Consider the following 13598-nt stretch of genomic DNA (forward strand, 5'->3'; position numbering starts at 1 on the left):
GCCGTCCGGCGCGGGTCCCGCGAGTCTAGCCGCGGCGCGGCCCGGGGCCGCCTGTGGCCGCGGGGGCGAGCAGCCCGGCGAAGCGGGCGAGTGCCGCGGGGCCGACGACGTCCTCCTCCCCCAGCGGGACCTCCTGGCACGGCACCTCGGGCAGCGCGGAGTGGAGGGTGGCGAGATGCTCCCCCTCCACCGCGCGGCGGCGGGCGAGTAAGTCCCCGCGGTCCGGGGGCGAGCGCTTGTTCACCACGAGCGCGCCGACGTGGACCCCGGTCCGGGTGAGCTCCTCGTGCAGCTCGATCGTCTCGAGCACCGGCAGCCGTTCGGCGGCCAGCACGATGGCGAAGGAGGTCGTGGAGGGGTCGGTGAGGGTCTCGCGCAGCGCTGCGAGCCGGTCACGGCGGCGCAGCAGGATCGCCCGGATCTCCTCGTCCCGCTCCTCGAGCGGGTCCCGCGGCGCGGTGGAGCCGAGCACGGAGGCGCCCAGGTCGCCCTCCCCTCGTCGGCCGGGTCCGCGCCGTTCCAGTCCGCGCCGTGCCGCGCCCAGCCGGGCGGACTTCTCCCGCCGGGCGAGCAGCCCGTCGGTCCAGGCGGTCATCACCTCCGGCAGCGCCATCAGGCGGGCGGTGTGGCCGCTCGGGGCGGTGTCGAGGACGACCAGGTCGAACTCCTCCCGCCCCCGCTCGACCAGCGCGGTCATCCGCTCGAGCACGGCCGCCTCGTGGGTGCCCGGGGAGCGGCGGGAGAGGTCCATGTGCTTGTCGACCTCGCCGTGGAGGGTGCGGGGCATGAGCCGCTTGAGGGTCGTGGCGACGTCGCGCAGGTGCTGGTCGGTGGTCGCGTCGGGGTCGATCTCGATGCCGTGGACCGCTCCGCCGCCCGCCCCGTCGGCCAGCGGCGTGACCCGGTCGCCGATGCGCCGCTCCCACAGATGGCCGAGGTTGTGGGCGGGGTCGGTGGAGACGACCAGGACGCGCCTGCCGGACCGGGCGGCGTCGAGGGCGACCGCCGAGGCGATGGTCGTCTTGCCGACCCCGCCCTTCCCGCCGAGGAAGAGCACGCGGCGGGACTGCGCGAGGCTCAGCAGCATCGGTACTCCTCCAGCGGCGAGCGCTCCATCCCCATCCTGCGGTGCCAGTCGTGGAAGCCGTCGTAGAGGACCGGGAGCAGCTCGGCCGTGTAGTAGGAGGCGGGGTTCGGGACGCCGAGCATCTCGCTCATCACGAGCATGCGGAACAGGTCGTCCTCGTCCCGCTGCGCGCGGGCGAAGGTGCGCCGGTAGGGACCGACGTAGAACTCGTGCAGCCCCTCGGCCAGGGCGCGCAGACGGGACGAGGCCGTCATCGGACCGAGGAGTCCTCGAGCGGCTCCTCGTCGGCGCCCTCGACCTCGGGCGGCTCCGTCCGGGCGCGGGTCAGCGCGATCGCGGACTCGACGATCACCCACACCGCGGCGACGAGGATGATGACGTCGAGCACCAGCAGCAGCCAGCTGCCCTCGGCCGCGTACTGACCCACCTGCACCAGCAGCGCGAACACGCTCACGAAGAGCACGAACAGCAGCGGCAGCAGGACCGGCAGCACCGGGCGGCGCTTGCGGGTGAGCATCACGGCGAGGATCGCCAGGGTCAGCGCGGCGAGGATCTGGTTGGTGGTGCCGAACAGCGGCCAGATCACCATGCCACCGGTGCCCCCGGAACCGGCGCCGAAGGCGAGCGCCAGGCAGACCACGAGCACGATCGCGGTCGCGACCAAGGTGCCGAGCCGCAGGCCCAGGATCTGCCCGATCTCCTGGACCACGAAGCGCTGCAGGCGCACCCCGGTGTCCATGGTGGTGGCGGCGAAGAGCACCGCCATGGTGGCGAGGATCGTGGCGGACAGAGAGGTCGGGATGCCGAGGCCCGCGTTCAGGATGGAGCCGCCGCCGGCGACGAACGCCTCCACGCCGCCCTCGTTGAACGCGGAGTAGACCGCCTCCCAGTCGGCGAGGGTGCGGAAGCCGGCGGTGGTCGCGATGATCGCACCGAGCGCCAGCAGGCCCTCGCCCACCGCGCCGAAGTAGCCCACGAACCGCGCGTCGGTCTCCTTGTCCAGCTGCTTGGAGGAGGTGCCGGAGGAGACGATGCCGTGGAAGCCGGAGATCGCGCCGCAGGCGACGGTGACGAACAGCAGCGGCATCATGCCCGGGGTCCCCTCGGGCACGGCCTGGTTGAGCATGGGGGCGACGACCTCGGGGCGGAAGATCAGCACCGCGCCGTACAGCAGGATCAGGCCGACGAACAGCTGCAGGCCGTTGATGTAGTCGCGCGGCTGCAGCAGCACCCACACCGGCAGCATCGAGGCGATGCCCGCGTAGAGGAACAGCACCAGGATCCAGAACGGCTCCGCGCCGATGCCGAGGAAGCCTTCCGGCAGTGCGACGGGGAACCGGTCGCCGAGCAGGATCAGGCTGTACAGGGCGACCACGCCCACCACGGACACGATCGGCAGGTTCCACTTCAGGCGGTAGATCGCCTGCCCCACCAGCACCGCGACCACGAGCGCGCCCCCGGTGGGGATCACGGCCGACGGGGTGGAGACCAGCAGCCCCGAGATCACCACGGCGAAGACCGTGTTGACCATGAGCAGCAGCAGGAAGATCACCACGAGGAACAGCCGGCTGCCGCGGCGGCCGATGTACTTCGCGGCGAGGGTGCCGATGGACTGCCCGCGGTTGCGGGTCGAGGCCCACAGCGCGCCGAGGTCGTGCATGCCCGCGAAGAACACGGTGCCGAGGGTGACCCAGAGGAAGGCGGGGCCCCAGCCCCAGATCACGGCGACCGCGGGGCCGACGATCGGCGAGGCGCCGGCGACGGAGGTGAAGTGGTGGCCCCACAGCACGAACTTGTTGGTGGGGACGTAGTCGACCCCGTCCTGCAGCTCATGGGCGGGGGTGCGGAAACCGGCGTCGAGCCGATACACCTTCTTGGAGAGATAGCGCGAGTACAGCAGGTAGCCGGCGATCATCATGCCGACTCCCACGATGGCGAGTACCAGGGAGTTCACGAGGAGTCGTCCTTCGGGGCGGGGGCGGGGAAGCGCGTCCACCGTGGTGCGGGGACAGGACCGCCCTCGGCCCCGGTTCCTCCGCGTCCTCGTCGAGCGCGTGGGTCCACTCTAGGGCAGGCTCCCGCCGGCCGTCCGGGGAGATCAGGGCCTCGTAGGAGCCGTCGACGATCGAGAGGATCACCTGGTCGAGCAGCTCGAGCAGATCGCGGGAGCCGGAGTCGCAGGCGTCGCAGCCGCAGTCGGGGATCGTCTCGACCGGGAGCGGCGGGTCGCCGGCGCCGACGACGAGCCCGGGCAGCAGTGCATCGGCCGGGGCCAGATCATGGTCACCGTCCTGCCCGTCGGGGGCGGTGCGGGCGCAGGACCGTCGCTCGGTGAGTGGTGACCAGCGGGTCGGTCAGCCAGGTCAGGGCAGCGCTGTCCGCGATCTCCTCGCGCTCGGCCCAGCCCTTCGCGACGGGCACCTGGGCCCAGGCCTCGGCGCGCGCGGCGAGAATCCTGTGCTTGCCGGGGTCGAGGCAGCGGCTGTACTCCTCCTCGCGCACGGGGAAGTCCTCGCCGTCGGGCCGGAGATGCGGGTCGGGCCAGGGCGGGGTATCGGCGCCGGTCACGGCGAAGGTGCGCTCCACGTCGGTGAGCAGGTCGAGCAGCTGCGCCGAGAAGGGCGGGCCGGCATCGACCTCACCCTCCTCGGCGCACTCCAGCAGGAAGGCGTGATGCTCCTGCCACCAGGTGGGTGGTACGTGCTCGTCCAAGACGCGGAGGCTACCCGCGGCACCGGGCGGGCTCCACGTCTTTCAGACGGTCGCGCGGCCGCCCGCCGACGCGATGCCGAGCCAGGTGTGGCGGTTGTTCCACCAGCACCAGCCGAGCTTCGGCGCGTCCTTCCGCTCCTTCCCGTCGCGGCCGGCGCCGCTCGAGATCCACAGCGCCGGGGTGCGGGAGTCGAGCTGGCCGCTCGCCTTCCGGATCCGGGAGCCGATCGTCATGAAGCAGTGGTTCCGCTCGAGGACCTCGGGGACCTGCAGCACCCACAGCAGTCCCTCGGTGAGCAGCAGCGGGCTGCGGCCGGCGGCGGTGATCGACTCGAGCGCCTCGGCCGGGGAGGCGTTCTCGAACTCGTCGCCGCGGTCCGGGGCATGGACGAGGTAGACCGGCGCGTCGGGCAGGTCGACGCCGGTCGGGGCGAAGGCGTCGACGTCGGTCATGTCCTCGACGACGAAGCCCAGCTTCTCGCCGCGCTGCATGAGCGGGGCGAGGGCCGTGGGCGGTGCAAGGGCGGGGTCGATCGCGAGGAGCGCGTCGGTGCGATCGGCGCCGGCGCGGGTCCCGGCATCGGTCAGGGCTTCGGCAGGGAGCCCTGCGAGGGTGTGGAGGCCCAGGTCGATCAGGCGCTCGGCCCGGGCGGCGAGGGTGGGCAGGGCTGTGGAGGCGGTGATGGGAGCTCCTCGGAGGACGCGGCGGGCGGGATGAGACGGGCCAGGGACAACGCGGGCGTTGACGGGAATGTTCCCCGCCGCGATGCTGCCGGGCAGTGGTCGGCGGGAGGCGGTGCACACTTCTGCGCTCCCTGCGTGACCTCAGCGCCTCTGGCGGTCTGAGGTCACGCACAGGACGCCGAAGTGTGCGCGCGGGGGTTCGGTCCCCTCGACGGGCGGGGCCGGGTAGGGAAGAGTGGGCGGCAGCGCCGGGACCGAGGAGAGGGTCAGGATGAGGATCGCGATCGCCGGGGGCACCGGCATGGTCGGACGACGCATCACCGAGGCCGCCCGCGAGCGCGGCCATGACACGGCGGTGCTGAGCCGCCGCGAGGGTGTCGACGTGCTCACCGGGCAGGGGCTGGACGCCGCGCTCGAGGGGGCCGACGTCGTCATCGACGCCCTGAACATCACCACCCAGAACGCCCGCCGCGCGACCGAGTTCTTCACCGCCACCAGCAGGAACCTGCTCGAGGCCGAGGATCGCTCCGGCACCCGCCACCACATCGTGCTCTCGATCGTGGGACTCGAGGCGGCCGATGCCGCCTACTACGCGGGCAAGCTCGCCCAGGAGCGGCTGGTCGAGGCCTCGGCGCTGCCGCACACCATCGCCCGCGCCGCCCAGTTCCACGAGTTCGCGAGCCAGATCATCGCGCAGACCACGCTCGGCCCGCTGACCCTCGCCCCGCGGATGCTCTCCCGGCCGGTCGCCGCCCGCGAGGTCGGGCACCACCTGGTGGATCTCGCGGAGGACGGCCCCTCCCGACGCGCCCCGGACCTGATCGGCCCCGAGGCGACCACCCTCGCCACGATGATCCGGCGCCAGTACGCGCACGACGGGATCTCCCGGCGCGTGCTCGAGCTGCGACTGCCCGGCACCTACTGGCGAGGGCTGGCCTCCGGGGCGCTGCGCGGCGATCCCGCGACCGCGAGGATCGGCGAGATGACCTTCGAGCAGTGGCTGGGTTCGGAGGACCGTCGCGGCTGAGGGGCGGGGAGGACGAGTCGCTCAGCCCCGTCGGCGGCGCGCCCCGGCGGCGAGCTCGCGCAGCGCCTCCTCGGTCGCGTCCCAGCCCATGCAGGCGTCGGTCACCGAGCGGCCGCGGACGAGCCCGACGGGGCCGACCTCGGGGTCGAGCTTCTGCGCACCGCCGAGCAGGTTGCTCTCGAGCATGATCCCGGCGATCGCGGCACCGCCTGCCGCGACCTGCTCGGCCAGCAGCCCCGCGACCTCCCGCTGACGCACGTGGTCCTTGCCGCTATTGGCGTGGGAGGCGTCGATGATCAGGCGCTGCGGCAGTCCCGCCGCCTCCAGCCGACCTGCGGCCTCCGCGACCTGGGCGGGGGCGAAGTTCGGCCCGCCCGACCCGCCGCGCAGGATGAGGGAGAGGTCGGGGTTCCCGGTCGTCGCGACCAGCGCCGCCTTCCCGTCGGCACCGATGCCGAGGAAGGACTGCGGCGCGGACGCCGCGCTGAGCGCGTCGAGCGCGACCTGGATCCCGCCGTCGGTGCCGTTCTTGAACCCGATCGGCATCGACAGTCCCGAGGCGAGCTGGCGGTGGATCTGCGACTCGGTGGTGCGAGCCCCGATCGCGCCCCAGCTGACGAGGTCGGCGATGTACTGGGGGCTGATCGGCTCGAGGAACTCGGTCGCGGCGGGCAGGCCGAGCGCGGTGACGTCGCGGAGGAAGGCGCGGGCGGTGCGCAGGCCCGCGGCGATGTCGTGGGAGCCGTCCAGGTGCGGGTCGTTGATCAGGCCCTTCCAGCCGACGGTGGTGCGCGGCTTCTCGAAGTAGGTGCGCATCACCAGCAGCAGGTCGTCCTGCATCTCGGCGCGCAGGTCCGCGAGGCGTCGCGCGTAGTCGAGCCCCGCCTCCGGGTCGTGGATCGAGCAGGGGCCGACGACGACCAGCAGGCGTTCGTCGGCGCCGGTGAGCACGTCGCGGATCTGCTCGCGGTGCGCGGCGACCTGGGCGGCGGAGACGCCGGTCAGCGGCATCTCGGCGCGGAGCTCGGCGGGGGTGGGCAGCGCGGTGAAGCCCGCGATGTGGCGGTCGGGGGCGACGTCGGTGTCGGCCTGCACGGGGGTGGCGGCGAGAAGGGTCATGGGTCCTGTCCTCCGGGTGGGGGCGGACCCGCTGCTGCAGAGCCCGCCGGGAATGGCGAAGGGCAGAGCGGATGCTCTGCCCATGTCGGCTCTGGAGAGGGTCGGTGGCGCTATACGGCGGCCGGCCCCTCCGGAGCCGACTTCGCATAGAACTGCCAACGCTTCTGCATGGGAGGGACCATACACGTCTCCGGCGCCCGCGCCATCCCGGGAGCCGAGGAGCGGACAGCAGCGCGGGCCCCGCGTACGGTGGGAGGAGGTCCGCCGACGGGCCTCGCCGGCAGTCCGACCCGTGAGGAGGACGGATCCATGCCGCGCAACGTCGCCCAGAAGCTGATCGCCGACCATCTCGTCGAGGGCGGCGCCGATCCCGGGCAGGAGATCGGGCTGCGTGTGGACCAGACCCTCACCCAGGACGCGACCGGCACCATGGTGATGCTCGAGCTCGAGGCGATGGGCCTGGACCGGATCCGCACCGAGCTGTCCGTGCAGTACGTGGACCACAACCTGCTGCAGACGGACTGGAAGAATCCCGACGACCACCTCTTCCTCGAGTCGGCGGCCCGGCGGTTCGGGCTGTGGTTCTCGAAGGCCGGCAACGGCGTCTCCCATCCCGTGCACCAGGCGCACTTCGGCCGTCCCGGAGCGGTCCTGATCGGCTCGGACTCGCACACCTGCGCGGCCGGGGCGCTGGGGATGCTCGCGATCGGCGTGGGCGGGCTGGAGATCGCGATGGCGATGGCCGGCCAGCCGCTGTACGTGACCATGCCGGAGATCTGGGGCGTGGAGCTCACCGGCGAGCTGCCCGCCTGGGTCAGCGCCAAGGACGTGGTGCTGGAGATGCTGCGCCGTCACGGCGTGAAGGGCGGGGTGGGCCGCATCATCGAGTACCACGGCGAGGGGCTCGCGCAGCTGACCGCGATGGATCGCCACGTCATCGCGAACATGGGAGCGGAGCTCGGCGCGACCGCGACCGTGTTCCCGGCCGACGACGCGGCGCGCGACTATCTCGACTCCGTCGGCCGCGCCGACGAGTTCACCCGGATCGAGGCCGACGAGGGCGCGGGCTACGACCGCACCGAGCACATCGACCTCACCGCCCTCGAGCCGCTGATCGCCCGGCCCTCCTCCCCCGGGAACGTCGTGCCCGTCGCGTCCGTGGCCGGGGAGGAGGTCTCGCAGGTCGTCGTCGGCTCCTCGGCGAACCCGGGGCTGCGGGACGTCGCCGTGGTGGCCGAGATCCTCGAGGGGCGGCAGACCGCACCCGGGATGTCCCTCGACATCAACCCCACCTCCCGCGAGGTGCTCGCGGACCTGATCACCGGCGGCTGGCTCACCTCGCTGGTCACCGCCGGGGCCCGCATCCACCAGTCCGGCTGCATGGGCTGCATCGGGATGGGGCAGGCCCCGCGACCGGCCGCAACTCCCTGCGCACCATGCCGCGGAACTTCCCCGGCCTCTCCGGCACCGAGGAGGACTCCGTGTGGCTGTGCTCCCCGGAGACCGCGGCCGCCGCGGCGCTGACCGGCGTGATCACCGATCCGCGCACCCTCGAGGACAGCCACGGCATCACGTCTCCGCGCCCGGCGATGCCGGAGCGCTTCGCGCGGATCGACGACATGCTGCAGGCGCCGCTGCCGCCCGAGGAGGCCGCGCAGGTCGAGCTCGTCAAGGGCCCGAACATCTCCACGCTGCCGGAGTCCACGCCGATCGAGGACGATCTGCGGGTGCCGGCGCTGCTGGTGATGGGCGATGACGTCTCGACCGACGAGATCATGCCGGCCGGCTCCCGAGTGCTGCCCTTCCGCAGCAACATCCCGAGGATCGCAGAGTTCTCCTTCACCCGGATCGACGAGACCTATCCGCAGCGTGCGAAGGAGGCGGAGGCAGGGCACGTGGTGATCGCCGGGGAGAACGACGGACAGGGCTCCTCCCGCGAGCACGCCGTGATCGCGCCCCGCCACCTGGGGCTGCGGGCCGTGATCGCGACGTCCTTCGCCCGCATCCACTGGCAGAACCTCGCGAACTTCGGGATCCTCGCCCTCGAGTTCGACGACCCCGCCGACCACGACGGGATCGAGGTCGGTGCCGAGGTGGTGCTCGAGGGGATGCATGCGGCGCTGCGGGCCGGCACCGCGCTCACCGCACGGATCGGCGGGAAGGACCTGCGGCTGCACCACCGGCTCTCGCCGCGGCAGGTGGACATGGTGCTCGCCGGAGGACGGATACCGCTGACCGCGCAGGACCTGTGAGGCCGGGCCGATCGACCGGAGGGTCGGACGGCGCGCAGGGCCGGCGCGTAGGCTCGAGGCATCGCACGGGAGCCGTGCGTCCACTCGACCGAGGAGGTCCGCGATGAGCACCGACGAGAAGTTCGAGAACAGCAAGGACAAGCTGGGCGGCCAGGCCAAGGAGGGCCTCGGCAAGCTGACCGGCGACAAGGAGACCGAGGCCGAGGGCCAGGCCCAGCAGGGCAAGGCCGACGCCAAGGACAAGCTCCAGGACGCCCGCGACACCGTCAAGGGCGCGGTCGACGGCCTGCGCGGCAAGGACACGCAGGACTGATCGGCGCCGGGCCGAGGCCCGACGCACGTGAATCCCCGAGGGCGGCTCCACCGGGTGGGGCCGCCCTCGTCGTGCGCTCCGGCATCTCCGCCGCGGGCGCTCACTCCAGCCGGGTGACCTCCTGCCCGTCCTCGACCGCGTACTCGCCGGTCCGGAACGGCTCGGGGGCGAGCACGAGATGGACGGCACCGCTCGCGGTGGTGCGGGTGCTGCGCACCGCGAAGCCGCGCGGCGGTGACCCGTCGGCGAAGAGGCGCTTGCCGCCGCCGACCACCACCGGGAAGACGATCAGGTGGTACTCGTCGATCATCCCGGCCTCGTGGAGGGCAGCGGCGAGCTGCGCGCTGCCGCTGACCTTCAGCTCCCCCTCTCCCTCCGCCTTCAGCCGGGCGATCGCGGGCAGCGGGTCGGCGCTGTCGATCACGGTGGTCTCGCCCCAGTCCGGCTCGTAGCCGGCATGGGCGACCACATAGCGCCGGGTGTGGTTGATGGCCCGTGCCACGGGGTCGCTGTCATCGACCTGCGGCCAGAAGGCGCGGAACATCTCGAAGGTGGTCCGGCCCAGCAGCGCCGTGTGCGGGGTCTCGAGCCAGGAGGTGACGATCTCGCCGAAGTCGGCGTCGGCGGTGTACGGCACCTGCCAGCCGCCGGCGGTGAACCCGTCCGAGGGGTCCTCGTCGGCGGCGCCCGGCGCCTGCATCACCCCGTCGAGGGTGAGGAAGGTGTTCACGGTCAGTCTCATCATCGGTCCTCTCGAGGCGGGATGGTGGAGGTCGAGTCTCCGCCGACGGGGCGGCAGGGGCCAGGGCGGGGACGGAACCTTCTTCGCAGACTCGTGAGGATCGACGGGCCGGGACCGGTGACAGGCGGCGCTGCGAGGCGCACCATGGAGACCGCCTCCGAGAGGACTCCCCCATGACCCAGAGTGTGCGTGTGCAGAACTTCGGCGTCTCCCGCGACGGGATCGGCGCCGGCGAGTACCAGACCTTCGAGCAGCCCTTCGGGCACGTCGACCCCATGGCGCTGCTGGGCTGGGGCTTCGCCACCGCCAGCTTCCCCTCCCATGAGCCCGGCGTCGGCACCCGCGGCTTCGAGGACCGCCTGACCCGGGACTTCGACCACGGGAGCGGGGTCGAGATCATGGGCCGACACAAGTTCGGCCACCAGCGCGGGCCCTGGACCGACGACGGGTGGATCGGCTGGTGGGGCGAGGAGCCGCCGTTCCACACCCCTGTCGTGGTGCTCACCCACTACGAGCGGGAGCCGCTGGTGGTCGGCGAGACGACCTTCCACTTCCTGAACGCCTCGCCCGCGGAGGCCCTCGAGCGGGCGAAGGAGCTCGCGGGCGGTAAGGACGTGCGGATCGGCGGCGGGATCACCACCGTGCGGGAGTTCCTCGACGCAGACCTGATCGACGAGCTGCACGTCTCGATCGCGCCGGTCGAATACGGGCACGGGCTGCGTCTGTGGGAGCGACCCGAGGACCTCGAGGACCGCTTCCACCTGGAGAAGGGCATGGCGCCGAGCGGCGTCGAGCACTGCTTCCTCTGGCGGCGGTGACGGCGCCCCGCGTCGTCACCCCGTCGGCGTCAGTCCTGGGGGTACCCGATCGCGTCGCCGATGGGTCCGCCCGTGAGCGGGGCGGAGATCGGACCGAACACCGGACCGTCCGGCAGCGGGATCTCCGGAACCTCGATGGAGTCACCGTCGGGAAGCGGAGCCGAGATCGGACCGAATGCCGGACCCCCCGCCAGCGGATCCCCCAGACCCTCGAGGAAGCCGCCGTCGACCGGCCCCCAGGCGGGACCGCCGCTCAGGCCTCCCTCCGGGAGCGGGGCGGAGATCGGACCGCCGATGGGCGGGAACGCGGGGCCGCCCTCGAGGCCTCCGGCCGGGCCGCCGAGGATCTCGCCGATGCCGCCGCCCCCGAGGCCGACGACGGCTTCCCCCGCAGCGCCGCCGAGCGCACTGCCGAGACCGGCACCGATGCCACCGCCGACCGCGCCGCCGGCCACACCACCGACAGCACCACCGATTCCGCCACCGACCGCACCACCCGCTGCGCCGAGAGCACCGCCGATGCCTCCCTCGCCGGAGGCGCCGTCCTGCTCGGAGGCGTGCCCTTGGACCTCGTCCGCCTTCGTGTCGATGTCCCCCGCTACCCGCTCGGAGGCCTGCAGCGCGTCGGACTGCCAGCGCTCACGGAAGGAGTCCGCGTCGCTGCCGCGCCAGATCGCCTCGTCCATCACCAGGGAGGAGAGCTGCTCCTGGAGCTCCACGAGCCGCTGCGCGGCGGTGTGCATCGCCGTCGCGTGCTGCTCCAGCTGATCGGTGTCCGCACCCCAGAAGGCGTTCATCGCCGCGTTCCTCTCCCCTGCTCCGTCATGGTCGCGCAGTTCCGAGCGCGATCAGGGCCGATGCTAGGGAGCGCCGAGCGAGTTGGCGATGGGGAGAGGTCCCCATGCCCGCCGACGCCGACCGGGGACGGGGCGCACGGCCACGTCGACGCTCAGTCGAGTTCCTCGAACATCTCCAGCGCGCCGTACGCCTCGACCAGGACCTCGACGGTGCCGAGATACCGGACCGCCTGCCCGTCCGGGAGCGGCTCCCGGTGCAGCAGCCCATAGGCGGCGAGCGTGCCGAGGTCCCGCTCCGCCTGCCAGTACCGGTTGATCTCGTCCATATCCGGGTCGCCGGCGGGATCGGCCGGCACCAGACCCTGATCGAGGGCGATGCGGATCGTGGCCGGGAGCAGGAGCCCGTCGGGCGCGACCGTGTGCAGCAGGGCGTTGAACGTGTCCGAGCCGCCGAACAGCCCACCCTCCTCGCCGCCCTGGCCGAGGCTCTCGAGGACCAGCAGCACGATCACGGCGCGGGCGAAGCGGACGAAGGCCGCCGGGTCCTCGGACCGCGCCGCCGCGGGCACCATCCCCTCTCCCGGCACGACCTCGCCGCCGCTGACGCTCAGCCACTTCCCGGCGATCAGAGAGTTCCAGGGGCCGACGATCGCCCCGATCTCGCGCATCGAGACCAGCTCCTGCTCGTCGAGGTCGAGGTCCATGGCCACGGCGAGGGCGCGCACGTCGGCCGGGTCGAGCTCGCCCTCCGAGGTGAGCGGACGGCCGCAGCCGATGTGCTCGAGCAGGGTCACGGCCCTGCGCACCAGCGGGATCCGTGGGAGCGACTCGGCCGCGACCCGCGGGTCCTCGTCGACCGCATGGACCAGGTCCTCGTGCCGCAGCCCGTCCTGAGGGAGGAACCACGGCCAGCCGGTGAGCGCGGCGGCGTCGGCGGGCGCGGCATCCTCGGCCTCCGGTGCCGGGGCGGCGGAGAAGACGACCGACAGGTCGTCGGGAACCGGGTGGTCATCTCGCGAGCTGTGCGTCTCCCTCATGACGTCCATGATGACGGCGCGCCGTGCCGGAGGCGATCGCCGGGGACGTGACGGTCAGCGCTCCTTCGGGGTGCGGGTCTCCGCGCTGATGAACCAGGCCTGCTGCTCGAGCTTCTCGATGATCCCGTGCAGGATGTCCGCGGAGGTGGGATCCGCCTCGTCCACCTCGTCGTGGACCGAGCGCATCGTGCCCACGGTCCCCTCGATGGACGCAGTCATCAGGTCGATCGCATCGTGCGTGAGCACCTCGCCCTGGGGGAACTCGGGTAGCGTGCTCTGCTCGGCGACCACCGCCGGGCGGGCATCGGGCGCGGCGTGCAGGGCGCGCATGCGCTCGGCGACGTCGTCGGCGCTCGTCCGGGCGATGGCGACCACCTCGTCGAGGTTCAGGTGCAGGTCACGGAAGTTCGGGCCCACGATGTTCCAGTGCGCCTGCTTGCCCACCAGGTGCAGGGCCGTGAGGTCCACCAGGACGGCCTGGAGATTCTTGGAGAGTGCGGCGGGGGCGAGGAAGCCCTGCTCGGCGTTCTCGCGCCCGGTGCGCGTGGATCCGGCCGGATCGGGGACGGTGACGGTGTCGTTCATGAGAGGTCCTCCTTGTCGATGACCTGCGCGATCCGCGAGGTCCACGGACCGCGATCACTGCTCGGCACGCTAATCAGAGGCACCGGGCACGGCAACGTTCCGGGCCGAGCGGTCGACGTGGCGCCCGCCGGCGGGCGCCGCGGGAGGGCCGAGATCCGGCACGGCAGGAATGACGGCGCGTCCTGATCGGGCGGGGGGCAGTGCCGTGCAGGCCCGGCCCGATGCTTCCGAGCCGCGTGCCTGTGCTTCCGGTGCCGTGCGCGCCTCGGCTCGTGGCCGCGGCTGCGAGCCCGGCGCCTCGCACCCTGGGCCTCGAGCCCCGTTCCTCGCGCCCTGGTCCTCGAGCCATGGTCGAGTACTGGCGTGTGGCGTACCAGTACGGATAAATGGCGGTGTCAAGCGGTCAGTGCACTGTCAGCCAGGAC

At 72.6% G+C, this 13598-nt stretch carries 14 protein-coding genes and 1 pseudogene; 4 read left to right on the plus strand and 11 right to left on the minus strand.

The window, feature by feature from the left end; all coding sequences use genetic code 11:
• Nucleotides 1-25: 25 nt before the first annotated feature.
• The 6 genes from Y09_RS04810 to Y09_RS04830 are packed head-to-tail and all read right to left on the minus strand — an operon-like array spanning nt 26 to nt 4603.
• Nucleotides 26-1087, minus strand: a complete 1062-nt coding sequence (locus Y09_RS04810) for an ArsA family ATPase (RefSeq protein WP_053916502.1) — start codon at nt 1085-1087, stop codon at nt 26-28.
• On the minus strand, nt 1078-1341 hold the full coding sequence (locus Y09_RS04815) for a cory-CC-star protein (RefSeq protein ID WP_010549912.1): 264 nt from the start codon (nt 1339-1341) through the stop codon (nt 1078-1080). Before Y09_RS04815 ends, Y09_RS04810 begins: the two co-directional genes overlap by 10 nt.
• The gene (locus Y09_RS04820; RefSeq protein WP_371440345.1) at nt 1338-3032 is read right to left on the minus strand and encodes a carbon starvation protein A; all 1695 of its coding nucleotides are present in this window, start codon (nt 3030-3032) and stop codon (nt 1338-1340) included. The genes Y09_RS04815 and Y09_RS04820 overlap by 4 nt, the downstream gene beginning before the upstream one ends.
• A complete protein-coding gene (locus Y09_RS18205) occupies nt 2917-3363 on the minus strand; it encodes a DUF6226 family protein (RefSeq protein ID WP_371440346.1) in 447 nt (148 codons plus the stop codon). The genes Y09_RS04820 and Y09_RS18205 overlap by 116 nt, the downstream gene beginning before the upstream one ends.
• A gap of 7 nt (nt 3364-3370) precedes the next feature.
• Nucleotides 3371-3799, minus strand: a complete 429-nt coding sequence (locus tag Y09_RS18085) for a DUF6226 family protein (RefSeq protein ID WP_053916504.1) — start codon at nt 3797-3799, stop codon at nt 3371-3373.
• Nucleotides 3800-3841: 42 nt separating this feature from the next.
• Nucleotides 3842-4603, minus strand: a complete 762-nt coding sequence (locus Y09_RS04830; RefSeq protein ID WP_082358637.1) for a DUF5701 family protein — start codon at nt 4601-4603, stop codon at nt 3842-3844.
• Between the two features lie 151 nt (nt 4604-4754).
• Between Y09_RS04830 and Y09_RS04835 the strand changes: the two genes are divergently transcribed.
• Complete coding sequence (locus Y09_RS04835) at nt 4755-5510, plus strand: SDR family oxidoreductase (RefSeq protein WP_053916505.1); 756 nt, start codon at nt 4755-4757, stop codon at nt 5508-5510.
• A gap of 21 nt (nt 5511-5531) precedes the next feature.
• On the opposite strand, the gene Y09_RS04840 is transcribed toward Y09_RS04835, so the two are convergent.
• Complete coding sequence (locus tag Y09_RS04840; protein ID WP_053916506.1) at nt 5532-6629, minus strand: 3-deoxy-7-phosphoheptulonate synthase; 1098 nt, start codon at nt 6627-6629, stop codon at nt 5532-5534.
• A 309-nt stretch (nt 6630-6938) separates the two neighbouring features.
• Here Y09_RS04840 and Y09_RS18165 point away from each other — a divergent pair.
• Together Y09_RS18165 and Y09_RS04850 are read left to right on the plus strand one after the other, a co-directional pair.
• Nucleotides 6939-8881, plus strand: a pseudogene (locus Y09_RS18165) (aconitate hydratase).
• 103 nt (nt 8882-8984) lie between these two features.
• Entirely contained in the window at nt 8985-9194 is a 210-nt protein-coding gene (locus tag Y09_RS04850; RefSeq protein ID WP_010549905.1) for a CsbD family protein, read from the plus strand.
• Between the two features lie 100 nt (nt 9195-9294).
• Here the strand turns inward: Y09_RS04850 and Y09_RS04855 are convergent, their stop codons facing one another.
• A complete protein-coding gene (locus tag Y09_RS04855; protein ID WP_053916507.1) occupies nt 9295-9939 on the minus strand; it encodes a dihydrofolate reductase family protein in 645 nt (214 codons plus the stop codon).
• A gap of 170 nt (nt 9940-10109) precedes the next feature.
• Between Y09_RS04855 and Y09_RS04860 the strand changes: the two genes are divergently transcribed.
• Nucleotides 10110-10754 carry a dihydrofolate reductase family protein gene (locus Y09_RS04860; RefSeq protein WP_053916508.1) on the plus strand — a complete coding sequence of 215 codons (645 nt, stop codon included), beginning with the start codon at nt 10110-10112 and terminating at the stop codon, nt 10752-10754.
• Nucleotides 10755-10783: 29 nt separating this feature from the next.
• Here Y09_RS04860 and Y09_RS17635 read toward each other — a convergent pair whose 3' ends face one another.
• From Y09_RS17635 to Y09_RS04875, 3 genes are all read right to left on the minus strand, one after another.
• Nucleotides 10784-11551, minus strand: a complete 768-nt coding sequence (locus tag Y09_RS17635; RefSeq protein WP_053916509.1) for a WXG100 family type VII secretion target — start codon at nt 11549-11551, stop codon at nt 10784-10786.
• 152 nt (nt 11552-11703) lie between these two features.
• Entirely contained in the window at nt 11704-12588 is an 885-nt protein-coding gene (locus Y09_RS04870; RefSeq protein WP_053916510.1) for a hypothetical protein, read from the minus strand.
• A gap of 54 nt (nt 12589-12642) precedes the next feature.
• Nucleotides 12643-13173, minus strand: a complete 531-nt coding sequence (locus Y09_RS04875; protein ID WP_053916511.1) for a Dps family protein — start codon at nt 13171-13173, stop codon at nt 12643-12645.
• Nucleotides 13174-13598: the final 425 nt, after the last annotated feature.

This window comes from Brachybacterium sp. SW0106-09 (assembly GCF_001293905.1).
GTDB classification, from domain to species: Bacteria; Actinomycetota; Actinomycetes; order Actinomycetales; family Dermabacteraceae; genus Brachybacterium; species Brachybacterium conglomeratum.

Bases quoted from the DNA above. Each gene is read 5' to 3' on its own strand.
- Y09_RS04855 (WP_053916507.1), bottom strand. From the start codon at position 9,939: ATGATGAGACTGACCGTGAACACCTTCCTCACCCTCGACGGGGTGATG.
- Y09_RS04810 (WP_053916502.1), bottom strand. From the start codon at position 1,087: ATGCTGCTGAGCCTCGCGCAGTCCCGCCGCGTGCTCTTCCTCGGCGGG.
- Y09_RS04840 (WP_053916506.1), bottom strand. From the start codon at position 6,629: ATGACCCTTCTCGCCGCCACCCCCGTGCAGGCCGACACCGACGTCGCC.
- Y09_RS04870 (WP_053916510.1), bottom strand. From the start codon at position 12,588: ATGAGGGAGACGCACAGCTCGCGAGATGACCACCCGGTTCCCGACGAC.
- Y09_RS04835 (WP_053916505.1), top strand. From the start codon at position 4,755: ATGAGGATCGCGATCGCCGGGGGCACCGGCATGGTCGGACGACGCATC.
- Y09_RS04875 (WP_053916511.1), bottom strand. From the start codon at position 13,173: ATGAACGACACCGTCACCGTCCCCGATCCGGCCGGATCCACGCGCACC.
- Y09_RS04860 (WP_053916508.1), top strand. From the start codon at position 10,110: ATGACCCAGAGTGTGCGTGTGCAGAACTTCGGCGTCTCCCGCGACGGG.
- Y09_RS04850 (WP_010549905.1), top strand. From the start codon at position 8,985: ATGAGCACCGACGAGAAGTTCGAGAACAGCAAGGACAAGCTGGGCGGC.
- Y09_RS17635 (WP_053916509.1), bottom strand. From the start codon at position 11,551: ATGAACGCCTTCTGGGGTGCGGACACCGATCAGCTGGAGCAGCACGCG.
- Y09_RS04815 (WP_010549912.1), bottom strand. From the start codon at position 1,341: ATGACGGCCTCGTCCCGTCTGCGCGCCCTGGCCGAGGGGCTGCACGAG.